Raw genomic sequence first — 17,432 nt, 5'->3', positions numbered from 1 at the left:
ATCCTTCAATCTAGACGTCGACTAGATTATGGAGGCGCAGCCCATGGCCGTTCTTCTCGCTCTCGTGCTGGGCAGTTTGGCCGCGCGCGTAGCCGGCTGGCTCGGGGTTGGTTACGTGGACAGCTGGCCGAGCGCCATCGCGGTCGGCTTGGCCCTGATGTTCTCCATGACCGGCGTCGCGCACTTCACCCCGGGCATGCGGCGCGACATGATCGCGATCGTCCCACCGCAGCTGCCGTCGCCGGAACGTCTGGTGGCCATCACCGGCGTGCTCGAACTGCTCGGCGCCGTCGGCCTCCTGTTTCCGCCCACTCGCGTCGCGGCCGCGATCTGCCTGTTCCTGCTGATGCTGGCCATGTTCCCGGCCAACATCTACGCCGCGCAGATGCCCGACACCCCGCCGTCCATGACGGCGAATCTAGGTGTGCGCTCCGTCCAGGAGGTCGTCTACCTGGCCGCTGCCATATTTGTCGCGGTCCGCGGTGGCTAGCACCCAGGCGTACTGGAACGCGGCTTCTTTCCAGCGTTCGTAACGCCCACTGGTGCCGCCGTGCCCGGCGGCCATCTCGGTCTTGAGCAGGACGGGATGGTCGTCGGTCTTGGTGCTGCGCAGCGCGGCAACCCATTTCGCCGGTTCGACGTAGTACACGCGGGTGTCGTTGAGCGACGTCATCGCCAGGATCGCCGGGTAGTCCTGGGCCGTCACGTTCTCGTATGGCGTGTAGGACTTCATGTAGTCGTAGACGTCCTTGTCCGCCAACGGATTACCCCACTCGTCCCACTCGGTGACGGTGAGCGGCAACGACGGATCGAGGATGGTGGTCAGGGCGTCGACGAAGGGCACCTGCGCCAGGATCCCGGCGAACAGCTGCGGCGCCATGTTGGCGACCGCACCCATCAGCAGGCCACCGGCACTGCCGCCGAGGGCCACGAGATTCTCCGGCCGGGTGACGCCGGTGGCGATGAGATGCTCTGCGGCACTGATGAAGTCGGTGAAGGAGTTCTTCTTCTCCAGCAGCTTGCCGTGCTCGTACCAACCGCGTCCCAACTCGCCGCCGCCACGCACATGCGCGATGACGAACACCACGCCGCGGTCCAGCAGCGACAGTCGCGCGATCGAGAAGCGCGGGTCCTCGCAGGACTCGTAGGCGCCGTAGCCGTACAGCAGCGCCGGCGCCGGCGCCGGCGTCGGCGCGCCCGCCCGCTGGATGATCGACAGCGGCACCTTCGTGCCGTCGGCCGCCACGGCCCAGTCCCGGCGCTCGAGATAGTCCTGCGGCCGGTAGTCACCGAGAACCGGCTGCTCGCGCAACAGGATTCGTTCCCCGGTGGCCAGGTCCAGGTCATAGATCCGCACCGGGATGACGAACGACGTCGCCCCCACCCGCAGCCGCGGCGACGACCAGTTCGGGTTGCCCGACAGGCCGACCGACATCAGTTCCGACTCGAAGGCGATCTCCTGGGTGTCGCCGTAGTTGCCGTCGGAATCGAAGGGCCACAGCTGAATCCGCGGCAAGGCTTCGCGGCGATAACTGACCACCAACTGGTCGGCGAACGCATCTACGCCGTCGAGGCGCACGTCGTCGCGGTGCTCGATGAGCGTGCGGGCGCCCTCGAGGCCGGCCAGCGGGGCAGCGGACACCGGCACATCCACGAGGGTGAAGTTCTCGGCGCCGTCGTTGTGCAGGATCAGGAACCGATCCTCGCCGCCGACCACCGCGTGCTCGACCGAGTACTCCACGGAATCCTTGCGCGGCAACACGACCGTGAACTCGGCCTTGGAATCGCGCGCGTCGGCGTAGCGCACCTCGGAGGTGACCGCGCTGCCGGCCGCGATGAAGATGTACTTGTCACTGCGGGTGCGGCCCACGCCCACCCAGAACCGCTCGTCGGATTCGTGGTGCACCTTTTCACCGGGCAGTCCGGAGCCCAGGCGATGCCGCCAGACGGTGTCGGGCCGCCAGGCCTCGTCGACCGTGACGTAGTAGAGCGTCCGGTTGTCGGCCGCCCAGGTGCCGCCCGCGCCGATGCCGGTGATCCGGTCGTCGTACAGCTCGCCCGTGCGTAAGTCCTTGAACTTCAACGTGTATCGCTCGTCGCCGACGGTGTCGACGGAGTACGCCAGGATGTTGGCGTCGACACTGACGGTGGCCGCGCCGAGAGAGAAGAAGTCATGCCCCTCGGCCTCGACGTTCTCGTCCAGCAACACCTGCTCGCCAGGGACCTCGGTGTGCTCGTCGAGCTGCGGCGGGGTCCAGTCGTCGGGATCGCTGATGGGGCACCGGCAGTGCACGCTGTACTGCTTGCCCTCGAAGCTGCGGGCGTAGTACCACCAGTCGCCGCGACGGGTCGGCACCGACAGGTCGGTCTCTTTGGTACGGGCCTTGATCTCGTCGAAGATCTTCTGCCGCAACGGTTCCAGTGGTGCGGTGATCTCCTCGGTGTAGGCGTTCTCCGCGTTCAGGAGTGCGAGCACCTCGGGATCGTTCTTGTCGCGCATCCACTCGTACGGGTCGATGAACACGTCGCCGTGGTGTTCGCGGCGATGCTCGACCTTCTTGGCGATCGGCGGGGTGCTCACGCGCCGACCCAATCGGCAAAGCGGCGGCCCGAAATCCGTTCGTACGCTTCGATGTATCGCGCCCGGGTGGCCTCGACGATGTCGTCGGGCAACGGCGGGGGCGGGGTGTCACCGGCGCGGTCCCAGCCGGAGTCCGGGCCGGTCAGCCAGTTCCGGACGAACTGCTTGTCGAAGCTGGGCTGCACCACACCTTCGGTGTAGCCCTCGACCGGCCAGTACCGCGACGAGTCCGGCGTCAGCACCTCATCGGCCAGCACCAGCCCGCCGTCGGCATCGACTCCGAACTCGAACTTGGTGTCCGCCAAGATGATTCCCTTGGTCAGCGCGTGCGCGGCGGCGGCGCTGTAAACCTTCAGGGTCTCGTCACGCAGCTGCTCGGCCCGCTCGGCGCCGACGAGCTTCACGACGGCATCGAACGCGATGTTCTCGTCGTGTGCCCCGATCTCGGCCTTGGTCGCCGGCGTGAACAGCGGCTCACCGAACCGACTGGCCTCTGTCAGGCCCTCGGGTAGCGCGATGCCGCACACCTGGCCCGTCTTGCGGTAGTCGATGAGCCCCGAACCGGTCAGGTAGCCGCGCGCCACGCACTCGACCGGCATCATTTCCAGGCTGCGCACCACCAGGGCACGGCCCAGCACCTCGGCGGGGATGCGCTCGTCGTCGGCCGGGCCGGCGAGGTGGCTGGCGGTGCCCAGCTGCTCGGCCAGATAGTCGAAGAAGAAGACGCTCATGGCGGTGAGTACGCGGCCCTTGTCCGGGATCTCGCTGTCGAGGACGTAGTCGAAAGCCGAGATCCGGTCCGATGCGACGAACAGCAGGTGGTCGTCGTCGATGCGGTACAGGTCGCGAACCTTGCCGCTGGTCAGATGCCGGTAGTCGGACAAAGCTGGGCGCATCGGACCACCCTATCTGTTGGGATGGTTGGCATGAGTTCGCGCTATGTGCCCTACGCCCGGACGCCGGGCCGGTTGCTCGCCCAGCTGACCAGCGACATCGTCGCGCTGGTGTGGTTCGTCATCTGGATCTCCGTCGGCGTCGCGGTGCACAGCGCGATCGCCACCATCGCCGACGTCGGGCGTCAGGTGCACGACGGCGCCGACGGTGTTGCGGACAGCCTGGCCTCTGCCGGCCACAACGCCGACGGCATTCCCCTGATCGGGAAGGCGTTCGGGGCCCCGCTGCGGTCGGCCGGCAACGCGGCGGTCGACATCGCGGGCGCGGGCGACAGCCTGAACAGCACCGCGAGCTGGCTGGCCTGGGTGCTCGCACTGGCAGTGGCGCTACCGCCGATCCTCGCCGTGGCGATGCCGTGGCTGGCACTGCGGATCCGGTTCTTCCGCCGCAAGTGGACCGCGGTGACGCTGGCCTCGACCGACGCCGGCGAGCAGCTGCTGGCGTTCCGGGCGCTGGCCAACCGGCCGTTGGCAAAGCTGACCGAGGTTTCCGATGACCCCGTCAACGCCTGGCGCACCCACGACACCATCGCGATCCGTAAGCTGGCGGCGCTCGAGTTGCGGTCGGCCGGCCTCCGCCCGGCACGCAACACCTCGTCCTGACGGACGACACCCGACGTTTCGTGGGCGTTTGCTCTTGCATTGCCGCTGAGTCGTTGCTTCACTGGTAAGCCGTCGGCAACATGTTTCAGGGCTTCTCTGGCTGATCGCTCCAGCAGCGCGGGCGCCGCCAGACCGCGAATTCCTGCGCTGCTGATCGCTGCGCCGATGTCGCTCCAGCAACCGGGCAAATCCATCAATTTCGGCGCCGGACCCATCCAACTGAAACCTGGCAACGAATCCCAGTTGTCGTGCTCGTGAACCGTGCGGGCACCACACACGTGTACAGGGCACAGCACCTCCCAACGAGCCGTCGACGTCGCCGGCTGAGCGAGGTGTGCGCGCGATCAGCATTCTCAGGCCGTCGGCCTGGAGAGGAAGCCATGGCAGAAAAACTCAAACCGCATTTTGCGGACGTCCAGGCGCATTACGACCTGTCAGATGATTTCTTCAGACTGTTTCTGGATCCGAGCCAGACCTACAGTTGTGCATATTTCGAGCGCGACGACATGACGCTGGAACAGGCCCAATTGGCGAAGATCGACCTCGCGTTGGGCAAGCTGGGCCTCGAGCCCGGCATGACGCTGCTCGACGTCGGCTGCGGCTGGGGCGCGACGATGCGGCGCGCAATCGAGAAGTACGACGTCGACGTCGTCGGGCTGACACTGTCGAAAAACCAAGCCGCATACGTCAATCACCTGCTCGACGGCGTGGACACCAAGCGTTCGCGCCGCGTGTACCTGGAAGGGTGGGAACAGTTCGACGAACCGGTCGACCGGATCGTGTCCATCGGCGCGTTCGAGCATTTCGGCCACGACCGCTATCCGGCGTTCTTCCAGATGGCCTATGACGCGTTGCCGTCCGACGGCGTCATGCTGCTGCACACCATCTGCGGCATCGACCCGCGCCGGGCCGCGGAAATGGGCATCCCGCTGACGTTCGCGTTGGCCAGGTTTGTGAAGTTCATCGTGACCGAGATCTTCCCCGGTGGCCGTCTGCCGTCCATCGAGATGGTCGAAAACCTCTCCACCGCAGCCGGATTCCGCGTCACCCGCGTGCAATCACTGCAGCCGCACTATGCGAAAACCCTCGACCACTGGGCCGAGGCACTGGAGGCGCACCGCGACGAGGCCATCGCGATCCAGTCCGTAGAGGTCTACGACCGGTACATGAAATATCTGACCGGCTGCGCCGACATGTTCCACCGCCGCCAGGTGGACGTCAATCAGTTCACTCTGCAGAAGTAACCGACCACAACAGCCTGTCACCAGACCGCTATCACAAAGACGTGGCATAGCGCTGCGTTGGAAAGCACGGATCCATGCCTGCTGGTTCCCAAGAAGAAATGCGTCCGCATTTCGAAGAGATCCAAGCCCACTACGACCTGTCCGACGATTTCTTCGCCCTGTTCCAAGACCCGTCGCGCACCTACAGTTGCGCATACTTCGAACCGCCGACCCTGGACCTCGAACAAGCGCAGCTCGCCAAGATCGATCTCAACCTCGACAAACTCAACCTCAAACCGGGAATGACGTTGTTGGACATCGGTTGTGGCTGGGGCGCCACCGCGAAACGCGCTGTCGAGAAGTACGACGTCAATGTCATCGGATTGACCCTGTCGAAGAACCAGAGGGCGTTCACTCAACAACTTCTAGACGATATCGACACCGAGCGAACCCGCCGGGTGCTGCTGCAGGGGTGGGAACAATTCGACGAGCCCGTCGACCGGATCGTGTCCATAGAAGCCTTCGAGCATTTCGGGTTCGAGCGCTATCCGGATTTCTTCAAGAAGTGTTTCGACATCCTTCCGGCCGACGGTCGGATGACGATCCAGAGCAGCGTCGGCTTCCATCCGTACCAGTTGAACGCGGACGGTAAGAAAGTCACCTTCGAAACCGCACGCTTCATCAAATTCATCGTCACCGAAATCTTCCCCGGCGGGCGGATTCCGACGACGGACATGATGATCGAGCACGGCGAACGGGCCGGTTTCGTCGTCCCCGAGGCCATATCCCTTCGGCCGCACTACATCCGGACGCTCAAGACATGGGGCGACGCGCTCGAGGCCAACCACGCGAAAGCTGTTGAGGTCCAATCAGAAGAGGTGTACCAGCGCTTCATGAGATATCTGCGCGGGTGCGAACGATACTTCACCGAAGGCCTGCTCGACGTCACGCTCGCCAGTTATCACAAGCGCAGCGCTTAGCCCGGATTTTGCGTGGTAATTGGTGTGGGTTCGGTGTGATGCCGAGTTGTGTTGTTGGGTAGTGGTTTTCGTGTGGTGGCGTAGAGGTGCTGTCCCGTGTCGCCGGGTGGGGCGGGCTTTCCTGGGGCCTGTGGGTCCTTCATCGTTGATGGGTCCGATGGGGTGGGGTGTTATCCGAAGGCGGTGCGGACGCGGTGCCAGGCGGCGGCGATCGCCGCCGCCCAGCGCCAGGTGGCATCGATGCGTAGCCGCAGTTGGCGGGCGCCGCGGGTGATACGGGCGGCCACGTGCAGGACCCGGTAGCGGAACGTGGTGATCTCGACGCGGGCCAGAGCGCGATCGCTGGCGAACCCGATGAGGCGGGTCCAGGTGACCAGGTCAGCGGCGGCCAGGACGATTTCGAGCCAGGCAGCATTGGCCCAGAAGGAGTGGCAGGGCAGGTTACGCAGCCCGGTGGCTTTGAGTTCGCGGATACGGTCCTCGACGCGGGCGTGCTGGCGGTGCCGTAGTTCCAGACCGGCGACCTGACCGGGTACGACACCCGGTGGTGTGTCGGTGATGAACGCGGTGACCCGCATGCCGTCGGCGTCGGTGAACCGCAACTGCGCGCCGGGGTGGGGGCGTTCTTTACGCAGGATCAGCCGGGTCCCTTCGGGCCAGGAGGCCAGGTTGACCAGGTCGGTGGCTTCAGCGACCCACGCGCCGTCGCGGATCCCGCCGTCGGTGTCGATCGCTGGATACCAGCAATCGCCGAGGTTGAGGGTGTCCACGGCGTCCTGGACGCGGGTATCGACGGGGTACCCGAAGGAGAACCCGGCCCCGGCGGCCCGGCACGCTGCGGCGAATTTGTGGGTGGATCCGGCGGTATCGCAGCGCACCAACACCTTCGGGGCCTCGGGGTTGTCGGGATCGTCGGGGTTGGGCCGCCACGCCGCTGGCAGCGATGCCAAAGCCTGGTGCAGGACGATGATGTGGTCGGAGGCGGTGTTGGAGCCGGCGTTACCGTTGCGCAGCAACCCGGCCAGGGCTTCGCCGCCGGCGATGTCGGGGCGGTCCAGAAACGCCAGCAGCGGGTGCAGCCCGAACGTTTTCTTCCAGGTCGGCGCAGCCCCGGCCTTGTTGTCGGAGTGATCGATCACCAGCGTGGCATCGATGTCGATATGCAGCCAGCCGCCGGTGGTGGGGGCGGCTCCGACAGCCCAGGCCGCTGCCCGCGCCGCGGCTCGGGCTGCGCGCACCCCGGGTAGATGCGCGGCATCGATCCGCTCATCGATCAGCCGCCACATGGTGGTCGTTGAGGCCTTGGCCCCCAGGACGTGCTCCCGGTCACCGCACAGCTGACCGACCGCGTCGATGCAGTCCGCGCCGTCGGCGACCGCGGCCGCCAGATCAGCGAACACCTCCCCAGGCGCATACACCCACGGGCCGCGGTAGGTGTCGGCCAACGCGGCCGTGACCTGCGCCGATAAGCCGGTCCGGTCGGCAAGCTCACGCAGCATGCCCATCCCGGCATGCGACACAACGCCATGGCCGTCGGCGGAAACTTTCACCGGCGATGCCGCCGCGATATTCTTCACCTGCGAAGTGCCTTCCCGTCAGGGTTTTTGAACCGTAGAGAAGTCCAATTATTCCTTGCAGGACAGGCACTTTCGCTTATCTACACACCCCCACAGTCAACATTCCACGAAAAATCCGGGTTAGGTAAACGTGCGACCGGCCCCGGGCGGGCCGGTCGCACGTCAAATACGTTGACGCACGGCGCTTTTGCCCATTCTACGATTCGGGACCCGACCCCGCCGAATGCGGCGAGGTTTCAGGGTCGGACCATTGCTCCCAGAACAGCAGCCTCGCCCGCACCGACGGATTGCTGACGGCATCGAGCGTTCGCACCCCGGCAGCCGCGATCGCAGGCACACCGACCAGCCGGTGGAACCATCGACCGCGGCGATATTCCTTGCCCCATGCCGCTTCCACTCGCTGGGTGTAGTTGGTGAAATCGTCTGGCCCACCGTTGGTCAGCGCCGCGATTGCGCATTCACCGGCCGCCAGTCCGGATTGCAACCCCTTGGAGATCCCTGCGCCTGAAGCCGGCCGCGCCGCGCCGAGCGCGTCGCCGGCGAACAGGACACCGGGTCGCCACGGCGGCCACGCCGTGAATCCCATCGGTAGCCGCCACGCCCGTACGGCCTTCGCTTTCATCAACTCGCCGATCGACGGTAGCTGCCACTCTTGGGGTAGTCCCGCCAGGAACTCACCAAGCAACTGCGTCGCGTTGATCTGCTGCCACTTCTTGTAGCTGTTCACATACCCGAGACCGATGTTCACCCGGCCCCCGCCGAGTGGGAAAACCCAGCCATAACCCGGCAGTTGATCGCCGCGGAATCTCAGTTGTAAGTGCACATCGAGCGAGTCGACATCCGGTCGATTGGCGGACATCTCGGCCCGGATCGCGATCGCGGCGTAACCGTTGTGCTGCGAGACGAGATTCAGGGCCCGCTTGATCGGCGAATGGGCGCCGTCTGCGGCAATCACCGCATCAGCTGCGACCCGTTCGCCGCTTTTGAGCACCACTCCTGCCACGCGCCCACCGTCATCGAGAATCGGTCCGGCGACCTCGGTGCCGCGGCGCACCTCGGCGCCGCAGAACTCGGCCCGGTCGAGCAGCATCAAGTCGAGATCCAGTCGGCGCGCCACGTGACCGTGATCAGGCATCCCCGGGCGGTCCGGGAATGCCAGGTCCCAGCGGCTCGGACTGTAGACGGTGGCCCGATTCACGCGGTGGAACTTCGCGACCTGCTCAGCGAGTCCCATCTTCTGGATGTAGCTGACCGCCCGCGGTGTCAGGCCATCACCACACGGCTTGTCTCGGGGGAACTCAGCCTTGTCCAGCAACAGCACGCGAGCCCCTGCCTGCGCCGCCTGCCATACGGCCGCCGACCCTGCCGGGCCGCCGCCCACTATCGCCACGTCAAATCGCTGCGTCATCTGGTTTCACTCTCGTCCGACGCCCGAGCCACCACGCTGCGGGTCGCAGGAGGGGTTCGGAGCCAGGGGCGGCCCGGATGGGTGCGGCAGCGAATTCGGTGTCTTCGGGTACACGAGTCTGGCCGTTCCCTCCCTTCAGTCGAATCACGTTGGCGGACAATCCTGATTCCATCCGCCCGCGGACCCATCCAAAAGCACCGGGGCTCCGAATCAGTAAACAAAGAACAAACCACCGCGGCAGTCGTCCGCACTGAGGAGACCCGGATGCAACACCCTCGCTATCCACACATCGCGGCCGCCGGCCTGTCGATTGTCGCCGTCATCGGCCTATCAGCGTGTTCGGACGCCGGCACCAAGTCGGCATCCTCAGCTGCGCCGAGTACGAACATGGCTTCTATGCCAAGTGCTGCCTCGGCAGTGACATCGGCCCCACCCGACACGGCACTCGTGGGCACTGGTTGCCAGGCTTACGCACAGCAGGTCCCCACTGGGCCGGGTTCGGTCGCCGGGATGGGGTTGCACCCGGTCGCGACGGCAGCCTCCGACAATCCGATGCTGACCACGCTGACGGCGGCACTGTCGGGCAAGCTGAACCCGAACGTCAACCTGGTCGCGACTCTGAACAATGGCGAATACACCGTTTTCGCGCCCACCGACGATGCCTTCAAGAAGCTGCCGGCAGCGACTCTGGACACACTCAAGACGGACTCCGCCACCCTGACCAGGATCCTCACGTATCACGTTGTGCAAGGCCAACTCTCGCCTGCGGCGGTGGCCGGAACCCACACCACCCTCGAGAGCTCGCCGGTGAGCGTCACCGGCGACGGCGCAGGTCTGAAAGTCAATGACGCCGCGCTGGTGTGCGGCGGAGTCAAGACCGCGAATGCCACGGTGTACATGATCGATTCGGTCCTGATGCCGCCGACCTGACGGAATCACACCGCGATTCGGTACTGATCAGCCGAAGCCGCAGCCATTAAATCGATATCCGTTGCACTTCAAGGCTTTTCATAATCGACTGAATCCAGTCCCACCGCCAGGAAGGAACCTCATGGCGCCGAAACTTCAACCCCATTTCGCGGACGTCCAAGCCCACTACGACCTATCCGACGACTTCTTCAGACTGTTCCTGGACCCCAGCCAGACCTACAGCTGCGCATACTTCGAGCGCGACGACATGACGCTCGAACAAGCCCAAACAGCCAAGATCGACCTCGCCCTCGGAAAACTCGGCCTCACACCGGGAATGACGCTGCTCGACGTCGGCTGCGGCTGGGGTGCCACCATGTGCCGCGCCATCGAGAAGTACGACGTGAACGTCGTCGGCCTCACCTTGTCCAGAAACCAGGCCACCCACGTCGAGCGGCTCTTCGACGACATGGACACCACCCGCTCCCGTCGCGTCCTCCTCGGAGGCTGGGAGCAATACGACGGAACAGTCGACCGGATCGTGTCGATCGGCGCCTTCGAACATTTCGGTCACGAACGCTATCCGGCGTTCTTCCAGATGGCATACGACGCCCTCCCGCCCGACGGCGTCATGCTGCTGCACACCATCTGCACCACCGATCCGCGTTACACGAACCTGCCCGTGACGATTGACCTCCTGCGGTTCGTCAAGTTCATCATGACCGAGATTTTCCCGGGCGGCCGACTGCCGTCCGCCCCGATGGTCCGTCAGCACGCCGCGGCGGCCGGATTCAAGGTGACTCGTGTCCAGTCATTGCAGCCGCACTACGCGAAAACCCTCGACCTCTGGGCCGAAGCCCTGGAATCACACCGCGACGAAGCCATCGCAGTGCAATCGGTCGAGGTCTACGACCGGTATATGAAATACCTGACCGGGTGTGCGAAGTTGTTCCGGCTGCGCCAGGTCGACGTCAATCAATTCACCCTCGAAAAGTCGTGATTTGTGCACGATTTTCCGCGCCACCCGCGGATTTTCGTGCACACATCACGACAGGGAAACCCAGAGGTGCCGGAGCCCTGTGTGCCGGTTGCTGCGGGTCCATTCGGGCGGCTCGACCACCTGGATGTCCGGGAACCGGGTGAGCAGCTCCTCGAACAGCACCCGCAGCTCCAGACGAGCCAGGTTGGCGCCCAGGCAGTAGTGCAGCCCCTGCCCGAATCCCAAGTGCGGGTTGGGTTTGCGCGCCACATCGAACGTCATGGGGTCGGCGAACACCAGCTCGTCGCGGTTGGCCGAACCTTCCCAGACGACCACCTTCTGCCCCGCCTCGATATCGCAACCGCCCAGCGACACCGCCCGCGTGGCGGTGCGCCGCTTCGACGGCGACGGCGAGGTCCAGCGCACCATCTCCTCGATCGCGGACGGCAGCAGCGACAGGTCGGCGCGCAGCCGCGCCAGCTGAGAGGGGTTCTCGCACAACGCCAGCAGCCCGCCGGCCACCGAGTTTCGGGTGGTCTCGGCGCCCGCGCTGAACAGCAGGTTGAAGAACAGGTACACCTCGAGGTCTGACACGCCTTCGGCGTTGGCCACCACCGACAGCATGTCGTCGGTGGGCTCGGCCCGCTTGGATGCGATCAGCTCCATGCCGAAGTTGTACATCCGGGAGCCGGCTTCCTCCACGGACAACCGGGTGATGGCGGCCTTGCGGGAACCGCCGAAATCGAAACTCGGCTCGATGGCCTCGAACAGCCAATGCCGTTGCGACTCCGGGATACCCATCAGGATGCAGATCATCTGCATGGGCAGCTCGGCCGCGATGTCGACCAGGAAGTCGAACGGAACCCCCGGCGACACCGCATCCAGCAGCGCCCGGCTGCGGGCACGCAGGTCATCCTCGACCCGCGCGATCATCCGCGGCGTCAGCCCCGACGACACCAGCCGCCGGATCTCCGCGTGCCGCGGATCGTCCATCATGTTCAGCACCTGGCCGGCGATCGACAGGTCCTGGATCAGGGTCCCGCCAAACTGCCGCGTACCGCCCGTCACCGACGAGTAGGTCACCGGATCACGCAGCACCGCAAGGGTTTCCGCGTGAGTGGCCACCGACCAGAAGCCCTCGCCGTCGGGGGTGTTCTCGGTCGGCTCGTGCCAGTACACCGGAGCTTCCGCGCGGTGCCGCGCGAACAGCTCGTGTGGGAAGCCCGACGCGAAGTTGTCGAGGTCGGTCAGGTCAACCCCGGCCAAGCTTCCCGCCAAGGTCACAGGATGGCGCCCGAGGTGTACTTGGCCGCCTCCGGGTACTGCGCCACCAGGCGGTCCACCGCGGCGACGACGGCGTCGACCTGGTCGCCGGCCGCACCGCTGAACGCCTGCTTGTCGGCCAGTGCCGCGTCGAGCTCGACGCGGTCCAGCGGCAGCCGCGGATCGGCGGCCAGCCGGTCCAGAAGGTCGGGCTCCAAACCCTTTTCGCGCATCGCGAGCGCGACCGCGACGGCATGCTCCTTGATGACCTCGTGCGCGGTCTCGCGGCCGACGCCGGCGCGCACCGCGGCTATCAGAATGCGGGTCGTCGCCAGGAAGGGCAGGTAGCGGTCCAGCTCGCGCTGGATCACGGCCGGGTAGGCGCCGAACTCGTCGAGCACCGTCAGGAACGTCTCGGTCTGCCCGTCGATCGCGAAGAATGCGTCGGGCAGCGCGACGCGGCGCACCACCGAGCAGAAGACGTCACCCTCATTCCATTGCGCGCCAGCCAGTTCCGCGGCCATCGAGCCGTAGCCGCGCAGCACGACCTGCAGGCCGTTGACGCGCTCGCACGAGCGGGTGTTCATCTTGTGCGGCATGGCCGACGAGCCGACCTGCCCGGGCGCGAAGCCCTCGGTGGCCAGTTCGTGGCCGGCCATCAGCCGGATGGTGTGCGCGAACGATGACGGACCGGCGCCCAGCTGCACCAGCGCGGACAGCACGTCGTGGTCCAGCGACCGCGGGTACACCTGGCCGACGGACGTGAAAACCTCGGTGAATCCCAGGAATTCGGCCACCCGGCGCTCCAGGTCCGCCAGCCGCGAGGCGTCACCGTCGAACAGGTCCAACATGTCCTGCGACGTGCCCATCGGGCCCTTGATGCCGCGCAGCGGGTACCGGTCGATCAGTTCCCGCAGCCGGGTCAGCGCGATCAGCGTCTCCTCGGCGGCCGAGGCGAACCGCTTGCCCAGGGTGGTGGCCTGCGCCGCCACGTTGTGCGAGCGGCCGGCCATCACCAGGTCGCGGTACAGCGCGGCGCGTTCGGCCAGCCGGGCCACCACCGCGACGCCGTGCGAGAACACCAGCTCCAGCGACTGCCGGATCTGCAGCTGCTCGACGTTCTCGGTGAGGTCGCGGCTCGTCATGCCCTTGTGGACGTGCTCGTGGCCGGCCAGCGCGTTGAACTCTTCGATGCGCGCCTTGACGTCGTGCCGGGTGACGCGTTCGCGCGCGGCGATGGAATCCAGGTCGACCTGGTCCAGCACCCGCTCGTAGTCCTCAACGACGCCGGACGGCACGGCCACGCCCAGTTCGGACTGCGCGCGCAGCACGGCCAGCCACAGCCGGCGTTCGGCGACGATCTTGTTCTCCGGCGACCAGATGGCCACCATCTCGTCGCTGGCGTAACGATTGGCCAGCACGTTGGGGATGCTCACGGGACTACAGCCTACTAAGCCCGCTTATAGGGCGACCCGGCGTTCTTGGTCGAAGGGCGCCAAGACGTCGATGACGTCCACGAGGGTCGCCCGGGCCGTCGCGCGCGGGCCGTCGCCGTCACTCACCATCGACGCCACCACCGCGCCGTCGACGGCACAGACCAGGGCCGTGAGCAGTTCGGCCCGCACCGAGCGCCCGGACCGTTCCACCACCTCGATGACGGCATCGGACCGCTGCTTGAGGATGCGTCGCTGCACGTCACGCAGCCCGGGCTGGCGGGCGCAGGCGATGTACCGCTCGTAGCGGGAAATCAACTGGTCGGACGCCCGGTTACCGTCACCGACCAGCAGGTCGACCAGTAGATCCGCCGTCGCGTCCGCGCCGCGGCGGCGTCGCGACAACGCCGAGACGCGCATGCGCAGCTGCTGAGATTCCGATTCTCCGACGTGCTCGACCGCCTTTTCGATCAGGTCGTCGAGGGACGAGAAGTAGTACGTCGTGGAGGCCAGCGGCAGCCCGGCCCGCTGCGCCACGGCGCGGTGCCGGACGGCGTCGAAGCCGCCCTCACACAGCAGCTCGGCGGCAGCGCTGACCAGCGCATACCGTCGCCGTTCCCCCTTTGGGGTGACTGCTGTCATCACCCTGTAAATGCTGCCAGGAATGGTCACGCGGCGATCACGATTTCACGTAATCCATTAGGCATTACTCAGGAATGACGGGCTGCGGCCGATGGCATGATGGCGGCCATGGCAGAGCTGAGCCGACGCGCCGTCCTCCGTCTCGGAGCCGGCGCCGCCGCAGGGGCCGCCGGCGCATTCGCGTTGGGGTCGACGTCGGGCCGCCCGACGGTCACCGCGACCCCGGTGACCATGACGAGCGTCGGGGTGCCGCTGGCGCCACCCCCGGCCGTCGCGGATCCGGCACCGACCTACGTGACGGGTTCCTTCGTCTCGCAGGCCCGCGGCGGCATCTCCACCAACTGGGCCATCGCCCGCCCGCCGGGCCAGACGGCCCCGCTGAGGCCCGTGATCGCGCTGCACGGCAAAGGCAGCGACGCCGCGACGGTGATGGCCGGCGGCGTCGAACAGGGGCTGGCGCAGGCCGTCGCCGCGGGACTGCCGCCGTTCGCGGTCGTGGCCGTCGACGGCGGTGGCGGCTACTGGCACAAGCGGGCTTCGGGCGAGGATTCGGGCGCCATGGTGCTCGACGAGCTGATCCCGATGCTGGCCGGCCAGGGCCTCGACACCTCGCGGGTGGGCTTCCTCGGCTGGTCGATGGGCGGCTACGGCGCGCTGCTACTGGGCGCTCGGTTGGGCGCGGCCCGGACCGCGGCGATCTGCGCCGTCAGCCCCGCGTTGTGGACGTCATCGGGCGCGACGGCCCCGGGCGCGTTCGACGGCGCGGCCGACTACGCCGCCAACTCGGTGTGGGGCCTGCCCGGGCTGGCAGGCATCCCGATCCGCATCGACTGCGGCGACAGCGACCCGTTCTACTCGGCCACCAAGCAGTTCATCGCCCAGCTGCCGGGCGGCGCAGCGGGCGGCTTCTCCCCCGGCGGACACGACGCGTCGTTCTGGAGCGCGCAGCTGCCGGCCGAGATTTCCTGGCTCGCCCCGCTCCTCGTCCAGTGATTTGTGCACGATTTTCCGCGCGCACCGCGGAAAATCGTGCACGAATCCCTAGAGGGAGATGCGGCCTTCGGCGGCGGCGAGGCCGATGTCGGTGCGGAAGTGGCTGCCCGGCAAGCGGATCGACTCGATGATCCGGTAGGCCTCGGCGCGCGCGGCCGCCAGGTCCGCACCGGTACCGACCACCGACAGCACCCGGCCGCCGGAGGAGACGACGCTGCCGTCGTCGCGGCGCGTGGTGCCCGCGTGCAGCACGCCCGCGGTCTCCGATCCGGTGATGACGTCGCCGACGCGGGGGCGTCCCGGGTAGTTCTCGGCGGCGACGACGACCGTCACGGCCGATCCGTCCTGCCACTGCAGCGGACCGACGGCGTCCAGGGTTCCGGTGGCGGCAGCGTTCAGCAGCGTGCCGAGCGGCGTCTGCAGCAGCGCCAGAACCGCCTGGGTCTCGGGATCGCCGAAGCGGCAGTTGAATTCGACGACGGCCGGACCGTTCGACGTGATGGCCAGGCCCGCGTACAGCAGCCCGGAGAAGGAGCTGTCACGCCGGACCAGTTCCGCGGCAACGGGTTTGACGACCTCGTCGACGATCTGGTCGACGACCGCGGCGGGCAGCCACGGCAACGGCGTGTAGGCGCCCATGCCGCCGGTGTTGGGTCCGCTGTCGTTGTCGCCGACGCGCTTGAAATCCTGCGCGGGCAGCAGCGGCACCACGGTCTCGCCGTCGACGACGCAGAACAGCGACACCTCGGGCCCGTCGAGGAACGACTCGAGCAGCACCGGGTGGCCGGATTCGAGCAGTTCGGCGGCGTGGGCGCGGGCGGCCTCCCGGTCGGCGGAGACGACGACGCCCTTGCCTGCGGCCAGACCGTCGTCCTTGACGACCCAGGCCTGCTGGCCGGCGGGCGGGCCGAAGCGGTCCAGGGCGGCATCGAGGTGGGCGGGGTTGTCGACGATCTCGCTCGTCGCGGTGCGAACGCCGGCGGCGGACATGACGTCCTTGGCGAACGCCTTGGAGCCTTCGATGCGGGCGGCGTCCTTGGACGGCCCGAAGGTTGCGATGCCGGCTGCCCGCAGCGCGTCGGCGACACCGAGCACCAGCGGAACCTCGGGTCCGATCACGACCAGGTCGGCCGTCAGCTTCTTGGCCAGCGCGACGACCTCGTCGGCGGCGGTGATGTCGACGTCGTGCTGCTCGGCGACGGCGGAGGTACCGGCATTGCCGGGAGCGACGGCCAGGTAGTCCACCTGGGGGTCGCGGCTCAGGGCGAGCAGCAGGGCATGTTCACGGGCACCGGAGCCGATCACGAGGACGCGCACAGCCACACCCTAGTAGCTGGTCGGCTCGTCCTAAACTGGGCAGGCCCGACGCACGCGAGGAGGTCCGCACCGGTGGAGCCGCTGGATGCCTTCCTGCTGATGTGGGAGCGGGCCCGCGCGACCTTCGGCGAGGGCGTTCCGCACGACCGCTCCGAGTTCGACAAGAGCGAGCAGTTGCGTGAGCTGCAGGATCAGGTGAAGGCCGCGGGTCCCGGTTCGCACTGGACCGGCGGCGCGGCCGACCGCTATGCCGACGCCAACGCCAAGCACGCCCAGACCCTCGGCCGGCTGGCCGACCTCGACAAGCGTGTGGGCGACGAACTCGAGCGGTCCGCGGACGTGGTCAACGGCGGACGGCGCGAACTCGACGCGCTCAAGCGGTGGGTGACCGACCTCGCCGACGAATCGAAGAAGACGCCGACCGCTGCCGCCGACCACGCGCTGTGGTCGGCGATCGGCAAGGCCAGCGGCGACGTCGCCGACATCATCCAGCGCTCCCACACCGACCTGTCGGGAGTCGCCGGCCGAATCCAGAGCCTCGACAGCGAGTTCGACGACTTCTGAGCGACCC

Annotated in this window: 16 protein-coding genes; 8 read left to right on the top strand and 8 right to left on the bottom strand. The window is 66.9% G+C overall.

Translation table 11 applies throughout. From position 1 onward, the window contains the following. The first annotated feature begins 43 nt into the window (after positions 1–43). Complete coding sequence (locus tag ACJEIK_RS02510) at positions 44–490, top strand: DoxX family protein (protein ID WP_318987353.1); 447 nt, start codon at positions 44–46, stop codon at positions 488–490. Here ACJEIK_RS02510 and ACJEIK_RS02505 read toward each other — a convergent pair. Then, positions 419–2,581 (bottom strand): S9 family peptidase, encoded by a 2,163-nt coding sequence (locus ACJEIK_RS02505; protein WP_409430989.1) that lies wholly within the window; start codon positions 2,579–2,581, stop codon positions 419–421. The genes ACJEIK_RS02510 and ACJEIK_RS02505 overlap by 72 nt on opposite strands. Continuing rightward, entirely contained in the window at positions 2,578–3,477 is a 900-nt protein-coding gene (locus ACJEIK_RS02500) for a phosphoribosylaminoimidazolesuccinocarboxamide synthase (protein ID WP_409430988.1), read from the bottom strand. Before ACJEIK_RS02500 ends, ACJEIK_RS02505 begins: the two co-directional genes overlap by 4 nt. 30 nt (positions 3,478–3,507) lie before the next feature. Here ACJEIK_RS02500 and ACJEIK_RS02495 point away from each other — a divergent pair, with 30 nt between their 5' ends. The 3 genes from ACJEIK_RS02495 (at position 3,508) to ACJEIK_RS02485 (ending at position 6,340) form a co-directional block, all read left to right on the top strand. Continuing rightward, positions 3,508–4,137, top strand: a complete 630-nt coding sequence (locus ACJEIK_RS02495) for a hypothetical protein (protein ID WP_409430987.1) — start codon at positions 3,508–3,510, stop codon at positions 4,135–4,137. A gap of 380 nt (positions 4,138–4,517) precedes the next feature. Continuing rightward, positions 4,518–5,381, top strand: coding sequence for a cyclopropane mycolic acid synthase family methyltransferase (locus ACJEIK_RS02490; protein ID WP_064860041.1), 864 nt, complete (start codon positions 4,518–4,520; stop codon positions 5,379–5,381). A 74-nt stretch (positions 5,382–5,455) separates the two neighbouring features. Continuing rightward, positions 5,456–6,340 (top strand): cyclopropane mycolic acid synthase family methyltransferase, encoded by an 885-nt coding sequence (locus tag ACJEIK_RS02485; protein ID WP_409430986.1) that lies wholly within the window; start codon positions 5,456–5,458, stop codon positions 6,338–6,340. Between the two features lie 170 nt (positions 6,341–6,510). Here ACJEIK_RS02485 and ACJEIK_RS02480 read toward each other — a convergent pair whose 3' ends face one another. Both ACJEIK_RS02480 and ACJEIK_RS02475 read right to left on the bottom strand, forming a co-directional pair. Further along, positions 6,511–7,917, bottom strand: a complete 1,407-nt coding sequence (locus ACJEIK_RS02480; protein ID WP_016341434.1) for an IS1380 family transposase — start codon at positions 7,915–7,917, stop codon at positions 6,511–6,513. Positions 7,918–8,113: 196 nt separating this feature from the next. Continuing rightward, positions 8,114–9,325, bottom strand: coding sequence for a geranylgeranyl reductase family protein (locus tag ACJEIK_RS02475; RefSeq protein ID WP_409430985.1), 1,212 nt, complete (start codon positions 9,323–9,325; stop codon positions 8,114–8,116). A gap of 264 nt (positions 9,326–9,589) precedes the next feature. On the opposite strand from ACJEIK_RS02475, the gene ACJEIK_RS02470 reads away from it, so the two are divergent. Both ACJEIK_RS02470 and ACJEIK_RS02465 read left to right on the top strand, forming a co-directional pair. Further along, a complete protein-coding gene (locus tag ACJEIK_RS02470) occupies positions 9,590–10,255 on the top strand; it encodes a fasciclin domain-containing protein (RefSeq protein WP_133428015.1) in 666 nt (221 codons plus the stop codon). Between the two features lie 121 nt (positions 10,256–10,376). Continuing rightward, entirely contained in the window at positions 10,377–11,234 is an 858-nt protein-coding gene (locus ACJEIK_RS02465; protein WP_064860544.1) for a cyclopropane mycolic acid synthase family methyltransferase, read from the top strand. A 45-nt stretch (positions 11,235–11,279) separates the two neighbouring features. On the opposite strand, the gene ACJEIK_RS02460 is transcribed toward ACJEIK_RS02465, so the two are convergent. Genes ACJEIK_RS02460 through ACJEIK_RS02450 form a run of 3 tightly spaced genes read right to left on the bottom strand, consistent with a single transcriptional unit; the run spans position 11,280 to position 14,551 of the window. After that, a complete protein-coding gene (locus ACJEIK_RS02460) occupies positions 11,280–12,497 on the bottom strand; it encodes a cytochrome P450 (RefSeq protein WP_409430984.1) in 1,218 nt (405 codons plus the stop codon). Then, positions 12,494–13,912, bottom strand: coding sequence for an adenylosuccinate lyase (gene purB / locus ACJEIK_RS02455; RefSeq protein ID WP_409430983.1), 1,419 nt, complete (start codon positions 13,910–13,912; stop codon positions 12,494–12,496). The genes ACJEIK_RS02460 and purB overlap by 4 nt, the downstream gene beginning before the upstream one ends. A gap of 24 nt (positions 13,913–13,936) precedes the next feature. Further along, on the bottom strand, positions 13,937–14,551 hold the full coding sequence (locus ACJEIK_RS02450) for a TetR/AcrR family transcriptional regulator (protein WP_166428169.1): 615 nt from the start codon (positions 14,549–14,551) through the stop codon (positions 13,937–13,939). A 96-nt stretch (positions 14,552–14,647) separates the two neighbouring features. On the opposite strand from ACJEIK_RS02450, the gene ACJEIK_RS02445 reads away from it, so the two are divergent. Further along, a complete protein-coding gene (locus ACJEIK_RS02445; protein ID WP_409430982.1) occupies positions 14,648–15,544 on the top strand; it encodes an alpha/beta hydrolase in 897 nt (298 codons plus the stop codon). A 48-nt stretch (positions 15,545–15,592) separates the two neighbouring features. On the opposite strand, the gene purD is transcribed toward ACJEIK_RS02445, so the two are convergent. Next, complete coding sequence (purD, locus tag ACJEIK_RS02440) at positions 15,593–16,861, bottom strand: phosphoribosylamine--glycine ligase (protein WP_064857353.1); 1,269 nt, start codon at positions 16,859–16,861, stop codon at positions 15,593–15,595. A 72-nt stretch (positions 16,862–16,933) separates the two neighbouring features. Between purD and ACJEIK_RS02435 the strand changes: the two genes are divergently transcribed. Continuing rightward, the gene (locus ACJEIK_RS02435) at positions 16,934–17,425 is read left to right on the top strand and encodes an EspA/EspE family type VII secretion system effector (protein ID WP_020098757.1); all 492 of its coding nucleotides are present in this window, start codon (positions 16,934–16,936) and stop codon (positions 17,423–17,425) included. The last annotated feature ends 7 nt before the right edge of the window (positions 17,426–17,432 follow it).

Source organism: Mycobacterium sp. SMC-16, assembly GCF_046250085.1.
In the GTDB taxonomy this organism is placed as follows: Bacteria; Actinomycetota; Actinomycetes; order Mycobacteriales; family Mycobacteriaceae; genus Mycobacterium; species Mycobacterium phocaicum.
The sequence above is the reverse complement of the archived record's forward strand: the minus strand, read 5'-3'. Positions and strand labels throughout refer to the sequence as shown.